Genomic DNA, 14,127 nt, shown 5'->3' with positions numbered 1-14,127 from the left:
TGGTTAGTTTGATGACTAATCAGGTTATCAAAAAAGGTACAGGAGATCATTATGTCGAATGAAAAAAATGACATGCATCGAATCGACATTGTTGCCGCTCTGCATAAGAAAGGGCTCACGGTTAAAGAGCTATCAATCAAATCTGGATTAGCTCCTACAACACTCTCCAATGCACTAAATCGTCCGTGGCCGAAAGGTGAAGGGATTATTGCTGATGCTCTTGGTATTAAGCCTTCAGATATTTGGCCTAGTCGTTACATCAACAAGGTGGCGTAGTCATGTATGTAACAGCACAAGAATGTGTAGGTTTAATTGGCATGCCAACCATGGTTCACAATGTTAGGAACAGATTGAATAAGTTGGCTAGCTACAATCAAAAACGCAAACGCCAAGGTTCAAAAGCTTTTGAGTATCACATTGACTGCTTACCTGAAGAAACGCGTTTGTATCTATTGCGTGATATTGCAAAGCAACAAACCGAACAAGCAGAAAGCAGCCGTAATGCTCGTCAGGTCGTCACTCCTGCGTCTGATGAACTGTGGCTTGAGTATGAAGAAGCCACCGACCATAAGCGCGAAAACACCAAGAAGAAGTATGAGTTGTGCATGCGCGTCAAAGCCTACGTTGAGGCTGGCATCAGCATGCGTAAATCCATGGCTCGTGTCGCGGAGGAGTCTGGCGAGAAATACTCCACATTAGTGTGCTGGTTCTACAACAAGCCAGGTTTGCAAACCAATAAAATCCCTGTTGAAGATTGGCTTCCTGCTCTTTTGGATCGACAAGGTGTGCACGGTAAACGTGTGGCTAAGTTGTCGCCTGAAGCGTGGTCAATGTTTCAAGCAGATTATTTACGTCCTGAGAAACCCACCGTTTCAGAGTGCTACAACCGCATGGTTAAAGCTGCTGAGCGCGAAGGTTGGGAAGTTCCAAGTCTGCCTACCATTCGCAGCCGAGTGAATGATGATATTCCTTATGAGTTACAAGTGTACTGTCGCGGCGGTCTGTTTGCTGCTAAGCAAGCATTGGTTCCAGCACAGCGTCGAACTCGCTCAGGAATGCATGCCATGCAGCGTGTTTCTGGTGATGGCCACGAATTCCGTATTCGTTGTCATTTAGAAGATGGCACGGTGATTCGCCCCACGGTTTGGGTATTCCAGGATGTGTACAGCTCCATGATTACTGGCTACGCCATCGATGTCAGCGAAAACACAGAAATGCTTGGGATAGCCCTTTTCAACATGGTTTCAAAGTTCGGCATTCCTGAAGTGTTTGACCTTGACCGAGGTTCAGTCGCTTTAAGTGAGGCGATGACAGGTCGTACTTCGCGTCCGAAAGCCACAGGCAAAGGCAAGCTAGAGCACAAGAAGTTTGATAACGCAGAGATTGAAGGTGCCATCACAGCTCTGGGTTCAAAGGTTAACTGGACTCGAGTTGAAGATGACAACGTCGGTCGTAAAGGTAACGCACGTGCCAAGCCTGTTGAACGCTTGTTCCATTCTAAAGGCGGCATCGGTCAGTTTGAACGCCATCCAGCTTTTGCGGGTGCTTATGCCGGTGAATCTGCCACCAGCAAGCCTGCGAACTACGGTGAAACCACAGTGCCTGTTGAATTGGTTGTTGAGCTATTTGCCGAATGGGTTGACGATTGGAACAGTCAGGAAGGTCGTCGCAGTGAAATGGCTCGCGGTATTCACAGTTACCAGCAGGTTTTTGAACAAAGCTATCGCCAAATTCAAGTCCGTAAGCCTACCGCAACCCAATTACGTTTGTGCCTGCACCGTACTCGTAAAGGTGTGAAGGTTCACAATGGTGGTCTAGTCGAACTTAACGCAGGACGCTACAGCAAGCATTTGGTGAACCGCTATCGCAGCCCATTGTTGTTTGAGTACATCGGTCAAAGCGTCCACCTACGCTTCAATCCTTATGACCTAACAGGTTGTGTGTATGCCTACAGTGAGCGTGGTGAGTTCATTGGTGAAATCCCACTTTATGCTGATGTGGCTTATGACGATTTAGGCGAAGCGCGTCGTCAGAACTTGTACCAAACCGAAGGTGTTAACCATGCCGCTTGGCTGAAAGAGCAAATGGTCGAGTTAACGAATGAAGACCTCGCACAGTTGGCACGTAGTCATGAGAAGCCAGAGCCATTAGGTGGAATGGTTCCAAGCATTACTCAAATGACGCCAGAACTACCAAGAACACCAGAGCAACACCAAATGAATACCAGTGACTTTGATGGATTGTTTGAGAAAAAAGCCGTGGGTGCGGATTTTGAACCTGCGATGGATTTAGACGCATTTATGCAGCAGTACGGGAAAGCGAAATGAACCACATTATTCAACAAGTTCTAACGGTTAAAAGCAGTGAAAAACTGAGCAACCGCAAGATTGCTAAAGAGTCGGATATCGACGAAGGCATTCTTAGCAAACTGTTCAATAACAAGCCTTATACGGGTGACACCGAAGCTCAGCTTCAAAAGCTTGAAACGTGGTTGAACACACGTGGTACTCAGGTTGAAGAGTTTGCTGATGTGTCATTACAAGAGCCTGAATTCCTGATGTTGCCAACTTCTGAAACCATTTGGAAGTTGATGGATTTAGCTCGCACTATGCGCCGTTGGTCGATGGTGTATGAAGGCTCAGGTATCGGTAAAACCGTGACCGCAGAAGAGTATCAACGCAAGCACAACAATGTATGGATTGTGACGGCTTCAAACTTGTGCAAATCAGCAAGAGCAATCCTGTCTGAGCTTTGTGAAAGCATGAACATCAAGACCTCAAGCATGACGGTCTACCGCATGCAAAAAGCGATTGCACAAGAGCTGGATGGTTCAAATGGCCTCATCATCATCGATGAAGCGCAATACCTTTCTGACGATGTGCTTAACGGTCTGCGCATTCTGGCAGAACGCAAGTGTGGCGTGTTCCTTCTAGGGAACGATGTGGTGCGTACTCGCATGAGTGCGGCTCGCTCTCAAGTCAATATGAACCCGATTTGGAGCCGAATGATCCGCCCTACATGCATCAAGGTTGCATCAAAGGAAGATATCAAAAGCTATATGCAAGCTTGGGGCATTCAAGACCAAGAGTTGTTTAAAGCGGCGTACGCCATTGTGCCGAAAACGACAGGTCAACTTAGAACACTCGCCGACATGATCATGTTAGCCAGTTCGTCAGCATCACGAAACCATGAGCCGTTGACACCGAAACACCTAGCAGCTGCTCATCACTACTTAAAGGAAAGTATAGGAGTCTAGTTATGGCAGTAAAAGGAAGTGAAACCATAGAGATTGTGCTGACCATTATGCGTCAGATTGGAGACAGTTCAGCGGGTCGGATAGCCATGAATCCAGCTTGTCATGTTAGTCAGCCTGCCGTGAAAAACGTTTTAGCTCAGATGAGCAAACATTACGTGGTGCTCATCGTCGGTAAAGAGAGGAATAGCTATGTGTATCGGTTAACAGGGATTTCGCCCTATGCGCCCTGCGAATGCTGTGGTTGTCGTATTCCACGCTGGAATCTACGTGATGATAAATGTGCTTATTGTCAGAGAGGTAACAAAGGCGTGAATCAACAACTGTTGTCGGATTTCGAATTTTTAAACAACCCCGCTTTTACATTGATAACGCAAGTTTTTCGTCCATTGGAGGGTTTATGAACCGAATGAAAATTGATGAGTTCGTGTGGCTACACGGTGGCCGAGTTATCAGCCGCAGACCTAAAGGTAAAGGTGAGCTGGTAATGAGTGATAGCCCTTTACTGATTGTTGATGAGGACGTGAAGAAGTTCGATATCAACATGTACAGCCAAGGGATTAAGCGCCACATGCAAGCCGTCAGATTGAACAACAGCATTATTTATTGGGAGGCGTAATGGCACGAATACCCAATCAAGAAATTAGGCTCGAAGTGATTGTTCGCTTTGGTCCGAATAACCAAAACGGCATCGGTGAATTCTTTATCTCTGATTGCCGTGCGGAAGCGATCACACAAGTCGATTCAGCATCCGCAGTCACTGCCTTTGGTGCAAGAGATATCGCTTATAGCGCAGTAAACCAATTTTTAAAACAACAGAACGAGCTTATTAAAGCTGACCATTTTGTAAAAACAGGAGCACCATTATGAACCAAACCACTCAAGCAACAGAAACCAAAGAAGTAAAGCCAACTCGCCCATCTGCACCAGAAGGCTTTGTATATAACGCAGAAGGTAACCTTATCGCACAATGTAATATTCCGGCTCATGAGCTGCGTAAGGACGCGTTTGTGACAGGTTTACTGAAGCAAGTGAAAGAGCAACAGAAACTACTTCAAACGTTCAAGGTGAATTTGATGCAAGCTTTTGAAATGTTCCGCGTTGAGATGCTGGACAAATACGGTACTAAGCTGCATACACGGGGCACTGGCGACAATGTGGCGATGTTTAGCTTTGATGGCAAATACAAAATTACTTACAAAACCGCCAAACTAAAAACCCTTGGCCCTGAGCATGATGCCGCTCGTCAGTTGGCTCGTGACTACTACAACAGCCAAAAAGACAAACTGCCGCATGATGTGTTAATCGCGGTTCAAGACTTCTTTGTTAACGATGCCTCTATTGCAAACACCATTAGCTTTATTGGCAAAGACTTCCAAGACGAAACGTTGCGTAAGGCTCAGGAAGCCGCAAAGGAGTCACTGCTTATCATTGGTAGCAAGTCGTACTTCAACTTCTACGAACGCGACGAGCAAGGCGAATACCAACAGGTTCACTTGAACTTCAGCAAATTATAAGGATGCCACCATGGATATAGTGAACTCGCTCATTAATACCAGCGTCTCTGATGCTAAAAGCTCACTGGAGTGCATGCTCGCAAGTAATCCTCAAGATGCAAAAGAGTTAGCACAGAAGGTATTAGACCACCTTGGTAAGCCAAGCATGGGATGTTGAAACATGACTCGTATTTCCATGCTAAGGACCATCGTCCATAAAGCAGAACAACAGTGACTCGTAACGAGTAAATACACCCAATAACCAACCTATTAAATACAGGCAAGCGACGCTCCACGCGTACCCGCTTTGGCTTCGCTTTGCCTGAATTTAGTGAAACGTATATTCAAACCCGATTTAAAGGTATTTCAAAATGGATATTCAAACGGCTCAAAAGCTATTTCCAATCGGTCAAAAGGTTAAGTACTTCCCCCTGTTAAAAGATAAAACTCAATTTCACATCGGAACGGTGTGCAGCGAACCTTGGGAACTCTGTGGTGAAGTCATCGTTAGCGTGACGGGTAAAGCTGGCGGTCTTTCCGCTGAGCGCTTGGAAGTGTTTGAAGAGTTAGATTTTTACTTCGCAAATGGTGAACAAACCGTAAGTGTTTCTAGCGTCAAAGAACTAAAAGAAGCCATTAAAACTCTGCCAGAAGACTTAGCAATCAAATCATGTTTTGTGGATTGTGCTGAATTACAGCTTCTACACAACCTTAGTGGTGAAGTATGGATTGGGTTTGATGAGGGGAAAGCATGAACATTCAGCATACAACTGTGACCAAGCTACGAATCACTCAAGTAGAAGACTTAGACCCTATTGATGTTTACCTCGAAGACTTAGAGCCGCATCAAGGAAAAATAACCATCAATTGTTGGGAAAGATCTTGGACGGCGTTTTGGCCAGGTATGGGGTTTCGCCTTATCTCAGAGTTTTTCCGTGATTGTAATAATGGTTATTTAATCGGGTGCTTGGCTCCTCATATGGAGAAGTACGAACCTGATTTTGATGCTTTCTGTTTAGAGATGCGTCAGAAGGTATGTGAAATGCGTCGGGATTACAGTCTATCCAAAGAGTTAGCTCGTGAACTATACGATGTTGATGATTGGAGTGATTACGTGACAAGTAATCCTTATGAGCCAATTAGAAACCCTTGTTTCTTATATAAAGAAGAATTCGAGCAACTCGATTTTGAAGGGTTTGATGTACCAGAGCGCCTTACTGCTGACTATCGATACCTTTCTAAGATTATCGAAACAGTAAAAGAAGCGCTAGGTAACTTATCCAATGCACATAGTGCGATATGCAAGCGATTAGATCAAACGCAAGGAGAACATAATGACTCGTTACAAGCGTCGTGTCCGCAAGTATCAGCACCAGCGAAGTCGGTTGTGGTTTCGCTTGAACCCATCGTTAAAAAAGTCGTCATTGATTTAGCTATGGGGATTCGCATTCGTTCAGAATGCAATATTGAGCAGCCTTTTGATGTTAAACGCAGCATCAAGTCTATTGGTCGGCGTATCTACGGTTGTATTCAGATTAGTGATTTCGAGCGTGCTGCCAGGCTTCATAAGGTCTACGCGGCACTGAAGGAGGTATCCGATGGAAAACATTAACCCCGAAATTATGGACCAAACAATCGTGGCTGATGACATCACTGATGAGCAACTGGAAGAATTGGTACGCCTTATCAGTAAGAAGCGTAACCGCAATAAACCTTGCATTTGTCGCTCAGGTAAAAAGTTGAAGCATTGTTGTCTGAGTAAAGTAAAGGCGTTGCAGGTAGATATGAAGGAGAAAGCTCATGGCTAACTCAAAGCATATCAACAAAATCAAGAAGCTACTGCGCTTGGCTAAGTCAACCAATGAACATGAAGCGGCAGCGGCAATGTCTCGCGCTCAAGCGTTAATGCAGCAGCATGGCCTTTCGGATGAGAGTCCAGAACTCAGCGATGTTTGTACCGGCGAGATTCAATCTAAGTTTAAAGCGAAAAAACCAACCAATTACTTTGCTTGCCTTAGCACAATGGTGGCTGAAGCTTTCGGTTGTCGTGTGCATTTCAACTGGAACTGCTTTAAAGGCGGATACGTTGTTACGTTCACTGGCCACAATGAACGCCCTGATGTGGCGGCCTATGCTTATGAAGTGTTAGAGCGTCAGCTTATCAAAGCGCGTAAAGAGTTTATCTCCACGCTGAATAAGCGCATCAAAGCAAGCACCAAGACATCGAGAGCCGATCTTTTCTGTGAAGGTTGGGTCGGCAGTGTAAGAACTAAGGTCAAAGAATTCTCACTTAGTGATGAAGAGTCACGGCAGCTCGCCACTTACATGAAGCAAGCTCACCCCGATTTAAAAACGGGCGACACTCGCAAAGCTTCGACTAAGAACGCAAGAGGTGGAGCTGATGATGCGCTTTGGGCTGGTCACGTAGCTGGTAAAGCCGCCGAACTGAATCATGGTGTTAACGGACAAGAGCACGGCAAGCTCTCGGTTTTATAAAATAAATTGCATTTTGTTAACTAGCCCACTGTTTTCACTAGTGGGCTTTTTTGTATGTGAAAGTATGTGTATAAGAACAAAAGCGTTAAGTAAACAAAGGAATAAAAACAATGGCTCGAAAAAAGAAAGGTGGGGATGCATTAGGTGGCATCGTCATCGTAATATTGGGAGTTATTATATGGTTAGTTTCAATTGTCATTGAAGGTATTAGTTATATTCACAACAATTTAGTGCAGTTTTCATCATCTCCAAATGGTCTTGTAGCCATGTTTTTTGGATTGCTCATACTAAGCTGCGTGGTTATTGGCTATTTCTTGAAAAAACAAGTTCGTCAGCAAAGGCGGGAACTTGATCTAGATATTGAAGATCATAATGAAAGAGTAGAAAACTTTGATATAGAAGTGAGAGACAAAGTTGACCAACTAGTTTCAAAAGAAAGGAACTCTTTAAACCGTGATCGAAATGAACATAAAGAAAACAAAAATAAATCCCGTAAGTCATTGCAGCGTCTTGTAGATAGTGCTTATAACTTTAGAGTGAAAACCCTTTTAGCGAGTATTAGCCTTAAAAATCAATCAACAAAATATGATCAATTGAAGAAGGAAATGAGTAAATACAAAGACCTGCAAAGTGATATCTTGTATTTCGGATTAGAAGATAACTCAGCTTGGGATGAAATTGTTGAACAATTTTATGACAAGGTATCACTACTGGAGGCAGCACAAGACGAAAAAGAGGCTCAAGCTGAAATCAAGCGTCAAATGAAAGAAGAGAAGCAGCGTCAAGATGAACTTGAACGCCGCCAAAGAGAAGCTGAAGAGGAAGAAAACCGGCTAGCTGAGCAACGTCGCTTAGTTGAAGAAGCCTTAGCTCAAGCCGAGGGGCAATATAAAGAAGAGTTAGAAAGGCAACGAGCAGAGCTTGAACAGCAAATAGCAGACGTTCATTCACAATATGAAAGAGCGAAGTCGATGGCCCAATTAACCAAGCAGGGACATGTATATGTCATATCCAATATTGGTTCATTTGGAGAGGATGTCTTTAAGGTTGGTATGACACGACGTTTAGAGCCAATGGAGCGTGTTAAAGAGCTTGGTGATGCATCAGTGCCATTTGAGTTTGATGTGCATGCTATGATTTCTTGTAATGATGCGCCAGCACTAGAGAATGCACTACATACTGAGTTGAACAGACATCGAATGAATAAGATCAATTTACGAAAAGAATTCTTCAAAGTGGAGTTACAGCAGATTATTGATGCTGTTGAGCGTAACCATGGTGTCGTTGAGTATGTCGCAGACCCTGTGGCTTTACAGTATTACAGAAGTCTAGAAATGGACTCAGAAGAAGTAGCCGCTTAAGTCTACATGTGAACGACACCCACCCACCGCCTTCGGGCGGTTTTCTTTTATCCCGCCTTTAACTTTTTCGTACATTCATTTTCAAATGCATAAACTATGACCAAACACTTTTTGTTAGTGAGTAACATTTATGGTCATGTCTTCCATTCGCCTTGGGCGACCTAAAGTCGATAACCCCAAATCTCAAGCAGATAGAACCCGTGATAGTCGCTTACGTAGCAAGGCGTTAGGCCGTGTTGAGCGTAAGTTCGTTCTCGATGCCGACAGTGCTGACCTCTTTGATTCGCTGCGCGAAAACGCTGGCTTCTCTACCAAAGAAAAATCAGAGTTTTTAGCGGCTCTATTGCTTCGTGTGGCGAATAAGAACTGGCTCGGCAAACCCTTCACCTTACCGATTGAGGAGGCGCTATGAAGATGAAAATTAACCGCCATGCTTATTATGGTTTGGTGCATAAAGGTGTGAAAGCGCTGCTACTCGATCGCATGGGTTTCTTTGATGACGATGAGTACCGCAACTACTTAGGTATCCAAACAGGCAAAACAAGCTGTAAGGATTTAACCGATGGCGCACTGATGCAGTTAGTCAACGAGTTAAAGCAGCAAGGTTATTTGGAAGACTCGCCTAAGTTTAAAAAGCGCTTGGGTGGCAGCTCATCCAATCAGCCATCCAGTAAGCAATGGGCTAAACTGGCGATATTAGCAAAATCTATTGGCTGGCAAGGGCTAGATGACCCTGCGCTCGATAGCTTTGTAAAGCGCACCATTAAGGTGGAGCGTGCTCGCTGGCTCACTCGTGACAATATTCGTCCGGTGATTTTAGGGCTTGAGCGTTGGATTGCGGGTAAGGAGGCGTCATGTCACGGCGAGTAAAGTTTCGGGCAGAGCCGCGTTATGAAGTGTTGAACCCTCAAACGCAAGATGAACTAGAAGCGCTATTGCTTGAAATGTATCCCGACAACCGCATTGCTGCAAGTGAGTTTCAAGCGGCTCTCAATCAAGTCGATAAAGCGATCATTAAAAGCGATTTGGGGATCCGCAATTGGTACACACCAAAAGAGTTAGCCGAGTACCTATGGAGAAGGAGTAATTACCATGCAATCGAAACCGATCCGTATGCTTCCAGCTTATGAGGTCTTTAATAGCTGCACTCGCACACAGCGCAACCATGTGCGAGATGGCTACTTCTTTGCCTCCAAATTGCAAACCTGGTTTGTGTTCGTCAAAGACAAGGGCGAAGCGGCCAATGGCAAGGTTGAGGAGCAGCTTAGTCTGTTTGGGTAACCGGTTGTGGAGTTTGAATGGCGCTTGATTCCAGCTTGGAGCAAGCGTCATTTTTATTGGTGTAACCGTAGAAGATGCGATTGCGCTCAAGCTTGCAGGCACAGAGCCGAAAGTATGTTAACCACACTTCATCGCGGCTGACCGCTTCACCATAGGTCTTTGGCTTTTGATTAAAAGGCTGCTCACATTCAATCAAGTCACTACTGGGTGGTATCTGAATCACATCCTGATACTCATAACGAGTCACAACCTTAGTATCCTGACACCCAGTCAGCAGGATAAGCGATAGGCACAGTGCTGCACGTTTCATCTTTGAGTTCCTTTTCTAATTGTTCAATGCGGTCGCTTAGCCGAATGCGGGCATCGCGTTCTCGATGCGACGATTCGTCAGCGGCTTGCTGCGCCTTGCTTCGTTGGTCGGTTAATTCAGAGATACGCTGGGCCAGTTGATTGTTGGAGGTCTCCTGACTGGTGATGGTCTCGCTCAAGGTGTTATTGCTGGCCTTTAGCTCACTGGTGTAACCAAACAGCTTGTAGTTCACCAGTAAGCTCAGGATGAGAATGGCTCCCGCTACCCATAGTGCGGTGCGTTTGAATTGGCTCAGAACGCCCATGTTATTGCCATCCATTTAAGCAGATATTCATCTCTTTATTGCGTCGTTTGGTGATGCCTTCACAGTCGTTCTCTTTAACTCGGCAGTCTTTGCCATTGACATACACCCACCGAGGATACTGTTTGCAAGCGCCAAGGTTGTCGCCCTGGTTAAACTTGCGAAGCAGCGTAGAGGTCTGAAAATTGCCAGCGCCTAGGTTGAAAACAAAACTTACCATCATGTCGTATTCTGCCTGATTCGGCTTTTTCTTGATCTGCTTTTTTACGAACCTTTCCGCGCTGGCGACATCCTTAACAAAGTATTCAGCCACTTGCTGCTCAGTGAGTAGCGTTGATGCGGTAATACCTTCTGTATGTCCCATGCCTGCCGTCCATCGGTCAGCACTGCATTGATATGCTTTGAGGCGACACCCTTCTTCATTGGCAATGTGGCGAAGCCCGTTTTCACTGACGCTAAGTTCGTCATCGATGTTGAACACGATCGCTAACACCGCAGTCACAGAGCAGACGATGACTTGGGTCGCTTTACTTTTCAGGTTCATGAAGTCTCCTCCGACTCCATCATGGTGTCATCACCCGCTTGCAGACGAGCCAGTTTGGCTTTGTTTAATTGTGTGGCCACCGCGTAGTGACGAATCGCCATGCAGCCCGACACAATACCCACGGCAATGGCAACCAGTTGCGCCATATCGTTAACCCCAAAACTGACAATCGTTGCAGCGACGGAGGTGCCGACTTTCTTGAGGCCCGCTAAATCAGCCAGAGACATCAACGCCGCTTTAATTCCAGTTTCATTCATTGTTTTTCTTCTCTGTTATTGTTGTTATTCAAATGTTTGCTGGCTGTTTTCGCTCACAACCTCAAAGGTAAAACTCTCTAATGTGATGAGCGGTCTTTGCTTTTTCGTCACGCTCTTGGTGTCAGTGATAACCGTGCCTTCACTGTCTTTCACCGTGCCTTTGGCGAGGTAAACCCCTTCAATGCGTTGCGCCAGTGAGGTTAAAGCCGCAGGCACAATGTCGCGCCCGTGCTGGGTCTTCCACGCGTTGATTGCGGCTTCAATGTTCGCTTTGGCCGTGCTTTGAATGGATTCAGCCAGTGACGCGTAATCACTAAAGATTTGCAGGTGAAAGCTGGCGGTTGCGGCCACATCCTCTGCGTCTACGACGCGTACTAAGTCTCCCATCGGAACACGCTTTGCCCCTGAGCATTCCGATTTGATCAAGTCTTTGATGGCTTGATTCGGCAGCGAGCCGTCTTGCAAAATGGCGCTGATCTCAATTTCATTCGGTGCAGGCGTCCAGACTGAGACGTTCTTAATCGACGAGCTGCTGGAGCGTGCAAAATACTCATACGCTTCATAGGGGCCAGCCACACTGAACTTGGACGGTGAGATATAGATGCGATAAGCAAAGGCATCATTGTCTTCAATCTCCGAACCACCTTGTGTGGTCTCGGTATTCGTCACGCTTTCAAGTGCGGTTAATGGCTCAACAGCTTGGTTAATTTGTCCAGGCAAGAAGCCGTTACCTTGAATACCGGCTTTAATGCATTCCACATTTACATTGATAGTGAGTATGCCGGCACTGACCACCGTATCTTCCAATGCTTCAAAAATGGTTTGGTTATCCACCGCAATCACTTGATAGCCTTGGGGAATGACAAGCCCAGTATGCAAGGAAAAGTTAAACGCCATTACCGTACGGGCCTTTGAGGCTGGCAGTCGTTCGGTTTCGGTCAGTAGTCCGATGTTGTCCAAGCGTTCATCTTCAGCAAACGGAAGCAAGTTCTGTTTGCTTTCATAGTTGATGAGCGCTTTGAGTTCGTTCTTCTCGTAGGCAATCTGCTCAAGGTGGAAGGTTTCGGGATCATTAATGCCAGGATAGTGACCAGTGCCTTCTTGATAGCGAGCCTTCAAACTGGCAAGGTCAGCGTCATAGTCCACATCAACCAGTTTCGGCTCTGGTATGTTTGGAAATCGGTTTGTCATATCAGCTTGCTCTTGATAGTTGAGCGCTGGCCGTCCACGAACGACCACTGATGGAGGTGGTGACTGTGGTGGGTTTCCAGCGGTTTGGCACTTTGCCAAGGTTTAAAAATTCAATCAGGTGCGCGGTGGTCAGCATGGTATTCACCACCGACATTCGGCCTTTTGCGCCTTGCTTGCCGTCTGCACCGTTTTGCAAATAGGACTCGGCGTACGCTCTGGCGTCAGCCATGGATTTCACGTTGTCGATGTTATGCAGCACTTTGACTCTGTCGCCTGTGGCGGTGGCATCACCGGCTCGATAGCTGAACAGCTTCTGTGCTTGTTGGTCATAACCATTCACTTCAACCGCGACATACTTAGAGCGATCGCTGTCAGGCAGATTAAGAGAGGTCAGAACGCTGCGATTGAGGGTGTCGATTTGAATCACATCAGACTCAAAGTTGCCCATTACAAGGTTCTTACCTTTGATGGCCATCGGCACACTGGTTTGCTCTGACAGTCTGGTTAAGAACGCGGGCGTACTTTCATCACGCTGCTCAATGCGGTCAAAACGAAAGTCCGGCGTGTCAGGTGCTTTGATAAACGACAAGCCACTGTCTTTTGCCCAGGACTGAGCAACGCGCTCGAAGGTCACGTTCTCTTGTACCAGACATTGCTGGTTATCAATAAAGCCACGCTCAGCAGTTGGCGGCTTGGCGTTCGCGCCGACCATCACATCATCAGGGCCAATTTTGAATGCCACTTCATCGATACTGAACTCACCCCATAACCATTCATGACGTTGACCTTGCTCATCTAACCAACCGATACCGGGCTTTAAGGTGTCGCCTTTGGTCGGATACCACGCATCGCAAAAACGTCGGTCTTTGTTAAACAGCGTCAAAGACAAGGTATCGGTGCCCGTTTGCTTGCTCTCCATCACATCGGTGTAGGTCATCGACTTTACATAGCGGCTAAGCTCTGCGGTCACATCCTTTCCTGCCCAATGCAAAATAGCGAATGGACGAATAAGCCCTGTTGCGGTTATGCCCATGGTGGCGTCTCCACATTGACGGTGTTCACCACTTTCACCGCAGGGATGTTGACGGTTTCGCCTCCGCTGAAGGTAAAGCTGGTCATGGCGCGGGTCAGCTCACGGTTAGCATCAAAGAGCGCATCGACGAGTGCTTGGTTGGTCGCACTATAGGCGCGATAGCAAAGCTGCTCCCAGCGCTCGCCTTGACGAGCAATTAAGGTGTTCATGTACGTACTTCCACAATATCCAGTTGATAGTCCACGCTGGTCACTACGCCGCTAGGTAGAGTTTGAACATTGGTGCGGTTGATTTTGCGAATACTGAATCGGCCATGTACGGTTGAACCCACCACCAAAGCGCGAGGCACTCCGTTTTCACCCATCTGCTCTAGTTGCTTGGTCATCTTGGTAATGTCCACAAAGTGGTTGTTAAAGGTCAGCTCTAATGATGCAGTGTGCTCATCTTCGCCCATGTTCTGGTGCATGGGATAACCGTTAACCAGATCTTGTTTGTTGATCTTAAAAGTGCGCGAGTCGCTGATTTTGTTTGGTGTGAAGCGACCTTTAAACACCAAGTCACCAAAGCCGCCCCACTGGGCATAGTTTGCTGATTGCTCTGCCAT

The 14,127-nt window shown here is 46.3% G+C and carries 25 protein-coding genes; 17 read left to right on the top strand and 8 right to left on the bottom strand.

Annotation, left to right across the window (positions count from 1 at the left end):
* Positions 1-51 precede the first annotated feature (51 nt).
* The 17 genes from AACT23_RS17795 (at position 52) to AACT23_RS17715 (ending at position 9,887) form a co-directional block, all read left to right on the top strand.
* Positions 52-276 carry a helix-turn-helix domain-containing protein gene (locus AACT23_RS17795; protein ID WP_094130302.1) on the top strand — a complete coding sequence of 75 codons (225 nt, stop codon included), beginning with the start codon at positions 52-54 and terminating at the stop codon, positions 274-276.
* A 2-nt stretch (positions 277-278) separates the two neighbouring features.
* Positions 279-2,327 carry a transposase domain-containing protein gene (locus tag AACT23_RS17790; protein ID WP_094130299.1) on the top strand — a complete coding sequence of 683 codons (2,049 nt, stop codon included), beginning with the start codon at positions 279-281 and terminating at the stop codon, positions 2,325-2,327.
* Positions 2,324-3,256, top strand: coding sequence for an AAA family ATPase (locus AACT23_RS17785; RefSeq protein ID WP_094130296.1), 933 nt, complete (start codon positions 2,324-2,326; stop codon positions 3,254-3,256). The genes AACT23_RS17790 and AACT23_RS17785 overlap by 4 nt, the downstream gene beginning before the upstream one ends.
* A 2-nt stretch (positions 3,257-3,258) precedes the next feature.
* Positions 3,259-3,657, top strand: a complete 399-nt coding sequence (locus AACT23_RS17780; RefSeq protein WP_094130293.1) for a hypothetical protein — start codon at positions 3,259-3,261, stop codon at positions 3,655-3,657.
* The gene (locus AACT23_RS17775; RefSeq protein WP_094130290.1) at positions 3,654-3,872 is read left to right on the top strand and encodes a hypothetical protein; all 219 of its coding nucleotides are present in this window, start codon (positions 3,654-3,656) and stop codon (positions 3,870-3,872) included. The genes AACT23_RS17780 and AACT23_RS17775 overlap by 4 nt, the downstream gene beginning before the upstream one ends.
* Positions 3,872-4,123: a hypothetical protein gene (locus tag AACT23_RS17770; RefSeq protein ID WP_094130287.1), complete on the top strand. Its 252-nt coding sequence runs from the start codon at positions 3,872-3,874 to the stop codon at positions 4,121-4,123. The genes AACT23_RS17775 and AACT23_RS17770 overlap by 1 nt, the downstream gene beginning before the upstream one ends.
* The gene (locus tag AACT23_RS17765) at positions 4,120-4,770 is read left to right on the top strand and encodes a DUF3164 family protein (protein WP_094130283.1); all 651 of its coding nucleotides are present in this window, start codon (positions 4,120-4,122) and stop codon (positions 4,768-4,770) included. Before AACT23_RS17770 ends, AACT23_RS17765 begins: the two co-directional genes overlap by 4 nt.
* 10 nt (positions 4,771-4,780) lie before the next feature.
* Positions 4,781-4,927: a hypothetical protein gene (locus AACT23_RS17760; protein ID WP_176428703.1), complete on the top strand. Its 147-nt coding sequence runs from the start codon at positions 4,781-4,783 to the stop codon at positions 4,925-4,927.
* Between the two features lie 193 nt (positions 4,928-5,120).
* Positions 5,121-5,504: a hypothetical protein gene (locus tag AACT23_RS17755; protein WP_176428702.1), complete on the top strand. Its 384-nt coding sequence runs from the start codon at positions 5,121-5,123 to the stop codon at positions 5,502-5,504.
* Positions 5,501-6,361, top strand: coding sequence for a hypothetical protein (locus tag AACT23_RS17750; RefSeq protein WP_094130280.1), 861 nt, complete (start codon positions 5,501-5,503; stop codon positions 6,359-6,361). Before AACT23_RS17755 ends, AACT23_RS17750 begins: the two co-directional genes overlap by 4 nt.
* Positions 6,348-6,557 (top strand): SEC-C metal-binding domain-containing protein, encoded by a 210-nt coding sequence (locus AACT23_RS17745; RefSeq protein WP_094130277.1) that lies wholly within the window; start codon positions 6,348-6,350, stop codon positions 6,555-6,557. The genes AACT23_RS17750 and AACT23_RS17745 overlap by 14 nt, the downstream gene beginning before the upstream one ends.
* Entirely contained in the window at positions 6,550-7,245 is a 696-nt protein-coding gene (locus AACT23_RS17740; protein ID WP_094130274.1) for a DUF2786 domain-containing protein, read from the top strand. The genes AACT23_RS17745 and AACT23_RS17740 overlap by 8 nt, the downstream gene beginning before the upstream one ends.
* A gap of 110 nt (positions 7,246-7,355) precedes the next feature.
* A complete protein-coding gene (locus tag AACT23_RS17735; RefSeq protein WP_094130271.1) occupies positions 7,356-8,606 on the top strand; it encodes a GIY-YIG nuclease family protein in 1,251 nt (416 codons plus the stop codon).
* A gap of 136 nt (positions 8,607-8,742) precedes the next feature.
* Positions 8,743-9,018 (top strand): hypothetical protein, encoded by a 276-nt coding sequence (locus AACT23_RS17730; protein ID WP_141138397.1) that lies wholly within the window; start codon positions 8,743-8,745, stop codon positions 9,016-9,018.
* Positions 9,015-9,476, top strand: coding sequence for a regulatory protein GemA (locus tag AACT23_RS17725; protein WP_141138128.1), 462 nt, complete (start codon positions 9,015-9,017; stop codon positions 9,474-9,476). Before AACT23_RS17730 ends, AACT23_RS17725 begins: the two co-directional genes overlap by 4 nt.
* Complete coding sequence (locus AACT23_RS17720; RefSeq protein ID WP_001900928.1) at positions 9,461-9,736, top strand: hypothetical protein; 276 nt, start codon at positions 9,461-9,463, stop codon at positions 9,734-9,736. Before AACT23_RS17725 ends, AACT23_RS17720 begins: the two co-directional genes overlap by 16 nt.
* Positions 9,699-9,887: a hypothetical protein gene (locus AACT23_RS17715; protein WP_141195570.1), complete on the top strand. Its 189-nt coding sequence runs from the start codon at positions 9,699-9,701 to the stop codon at positions 9,885-9,887. The genes AACT23_RS17720 and AACT23_RS17715 overlap by 38 nt, the downstream gene beginning before the upstream one ends.
* On the opposite strand, the gene AACT23_RS17710 is transcribed toward AACT23_RS17715, so the two are convergent.
* The 8 genes from AACT23_RS17710 to AACT23_RS17675 are packed head-to-tail and all read right to left on the bottom strand — an operon-like array spanning position 9,871 to position 14,127.
* Positions 9,871-10,134, bottom strand: a complete 264-nt coding sequence (locus AACT23_RS17710) for a hypothetical protein (protein ID WP_176428701.1) — start codon at positions 10,132-10,134, stop codon at positions 9,871-9,873. The two genes, AACT23_RS17715 and AACT23_RS17710, sit on opposite strands and share 17 nt — an antisense overlap.
* Positions 10,135-10,138: 4 nt before the next feature.
* On the bottom strand, positions 10,139-10,501 hold the full coding sequence (locus AACT23_RS17705) for a hypothetical protein (RefSeq protein WP_094130390.1): 363 nt from the start codon (positions 10,499-10,501) through the stop codon (positions 10,139-10,141).
* Between the two features lies 1 nt (position 10,502).
* On the bottom strand, positions 10,503-11,042 hold the full coding sequence (locus AACT23_RS17700) for a lysozyme (RefSeq protein ID WP_094130264.1): 540 nt from the start codon (positions 11,040-11,042) through the stop codon (positions 10,503-10,505).
* Positions 11,039-11,299 (bottom strand): hypothetical protein, encoded by a 261-nt coding sequence (locus AACT23_RS17695; RefSeq protein WP_094130260.1) that lies wholly within the window; start codon positions 11,297-11,299, stop codon positions 11,039-11,041. Before AACT23_RS17695 ends, AACT23_RS17700 begins: the two co-directional genes overlap by 4 nt.
* Before the next feature lie 24 nt (positions 11,300-11,323).
* On the bottom strand, positions 11,324-12,490 hold the full coding sequence (locus AACT23_RS17690) for a baseplate J/gp47 family protein (protein ID WP_094130257.1): 1,167 nt from the start codon (positions 12,488-12,490) through the stop codon (positions 11,324-11,326).
* A 1-nt stretch (position 12,491) separates the two neighbouring features.
* Positions 12,492-13,523 carry a phage late control D family protein gene (locus AACT23_RS17685; protein WP_094130254.1) on the bottom strand — a complete coding sequence of 344 codons (1,032 nt, stop codon included), beginning with the start codon at positions 13,521-13,523 and terminating at the stop codon, positions 12,492-12,494.
* A complete protein-coding gene (locus AACT23_RS17680; protein WP_094130251.1) occupies positions 13,514-13,732 on the bottom strand; it encodes a tail protein X in 219 nt (72 codons plus the stop codon). The genes AACT23_RS17685 and AACT23_RS17680 overlap by 10 nt, the downstream gene beginning before the upstream one ends.
* On the bottom strand, positions 13,729-14,127 hold the full coding sequence (locus AACT23_RS17675; protein WP_094130248.1) for a phage tail protein: 399 nt from the start codon (positions 14,125-14,127) through the stop codon (positions 13,729-13,731). Before AACT23_RS17675 ends, AACT23_RS17680 begins: the two co-directional genes overlap by 4 nt.

It is taken from the genome of Vibrio sp. V09_P4A23P171 (assembly GCF_963875615.1).
In the GTDB taxonomy this organism is placed as follows: domain Bacteria; phylum Pseudomonadota; class Gammaproteobacteria; order Enterobacterales; family Vibrionaceae; genus Vibrio; species Vibrio anguillarum.
Note: the sequence above shows the minus strand (reverse complement) of the source record. Positions and strands in the feature narration are given on the sequence as shown.

What these genes read in the sequence shown, in the direction of transcription:
- AACT23_RS17795 (WP_094130302.1), top strand. Translation starts at nt 52, where the DNA reads ATGTCGAATGAAAAAAATGACATGCATCGAATCGACATTGTTGCCGCT.
- AACT23_RS17790 (WP_094130299.1), top strand. Translation starts at nt 279, where the DNA reads ATGTATGTAACAGCACAAGAATGTGTAGGTTTAATTGGCATGCCAACC.
- AACT23_RS17785 (WP_094130296.1), top strand. Translation starts at nt 2,324, where the DNA reads ATGAACCACATTATTCAACAAGTTCTAACGGTTAAAAGCAGTGAAAAA.
- AACT23_RS17780 (WP_094130293.1), top strand. Translation starts at nt 3,259, where the DNA reads ATGGCAGTAAAAGGAAGTGAAACCATAGAGATTGTGCTGACCATTATG.
- AACT23_RS17775 (WP_094130290.1), top strand. Translation starts at nt 3,654, where the DNA reads ATGAACCGAATGAAAATTGATGAGTTCGTGTGGCTACACGGTGGCCGA.
- AACT23_RS17770 (WP_094130287.1), top strand. Translation starts at nt 3,872, where the DNA reads ATGGCACGAATACCCAATCAAGAAATTAGGCTCGAAGTGATTGTTCGC.
- AACT23_RS17765 (WP_094130283.1), top strand. Translation starts at nt 4,120, where the DNA reads ATGAACCAAACCACTCAAGCAACAGAAACCAAAGAAGTAAAGCCAACT.
- AACT23_RS17760 (WP_176428703.1), top strand. Translation starts at nt 4,781, where the DNA reads ATGGATATAGTGAACTCGCTCATTAATACCAGCGTCTCTGATGCTAAA.
- AACT23_RS17755 (WP_176428702.1), top strand. Translation starts at nt 5,121, where the DNA reads ATGGATATTCAAACGGCTCAAAAGCTATTTCCAATCGGTCAAAAGGTT.
- AACT23_RS17750 (WP_094130280.1), top strand. Translation starts at nt 5,501, where the DNA reads ATGAACATTCAGCATACAACTGTGACCAAGCTACGAATCACTCAAGTA.
- AACT23_RS17745 (WP_094130277.1), top strand. Translation starts at nt 6,348, where the DNA reads ATGGAAAACATTAACCCCGAAATTATGGACCAAACAATCGTGGCTGAT.
- AACT23_RS17740 (WP_094130274.1), top strand. Translation starts at nt 6,550, where the DNA reads ATGGCTAACTCAAAGCATATCAACAAAATCAAGAAGCTACTGCGCTTG.
- AACT23_RS17735 (WP_094130271.1), top strand. Translation starts at nt 7,356, where the DNA reads ATGGCTCGAAAAAAGAAAGGTGGGGATGCATTAGGTGGCATCGTCATC.
- AACT23_RS17730 (WP_141138397.1), top strand. Translation starts at nt 8,743, where the DNA reads ATGTCTTCCATTCGCCTTGGGCGACCTAAAGTCGATAACCCCAAATCT.
- AACT23_RS17725 (WP_141138128.1), top strand. Translation starts at nt 9,015, where the DNA reads ATGAAGATGAAAATTAACCGCCATGCTTATTATGGTTTGGTGCATAAA.
- AACT23_RS17720 (WP_001900928.1), top strand. Translation starts at nt 9,461, where the DNA reads ATGTCACGGCGAGTAAAGTTTCGGGCAGAGCCGCGTTATGAAGTGTTG.
- AACT23_RS17715 (WP_141195570.1), top strand. Translation starts at nt 9,699, where the DNA reads ATGCAATCGAAACCGATCCGTATGCTTCCAGCTTATGAGGTCTTTAAT.
- AACT23_RS17705 (WP_094130390.1), bottom strand. Translation starts at nt 10,501, where the DNA reads ATGGGCGTTCTGAGCCAATTCAAACGCACCGCACTATGGGTAGCGGGA.
- AACT23_RS17700 (WP_094130264.1), bottom strand. Translation starts at nt 11,042, where the DNA reads ATGAACCTGAAAAGTAAAGCGACCCAAGTCATCGTCTGCTCTGTGACT.
- AACT23_RS17695 (WP_094130260.1), bottom strand. Translation starts at nt 11,299, where the DNA reads ATGAATGAAACTGGAATTAAAGCGGCGTTGATGTCTCTGGCTGATTTA.
- AACT23_RS17690 (WP_094130257.1), bottom strand. Translation starts at nt 12,490, where the DNA reads ATGACAAACCGATTTCCAAACATACCAGAGCCGAAACTGGTTGATGTG.
- AACT23_RS17685 (WP_094130254.1), bottom strand. Translation starts at nt 13,523, where the DNA reads ATGGGCATAACCGCAACAGGGCTTATTCGTCCATTCGCTATTTTGCAT.
- AACT23_RS17680 (WP_094130251.1), bottom strand. Translation starts at nt 13,732, where the DNA reads ATGAACACCTTAATTGCTCGTCAAGGCGAGCGCTGGGAGCAGCTTTGC.
- AACT23_RS17675 (WP_094130248.1), bottom strand. Translation starts at nt 14,127, where the DNA reads ATGGCAGAGCAATCAGCAAACTATGCCCAGTGGGGCGGCTTTGGTGAC.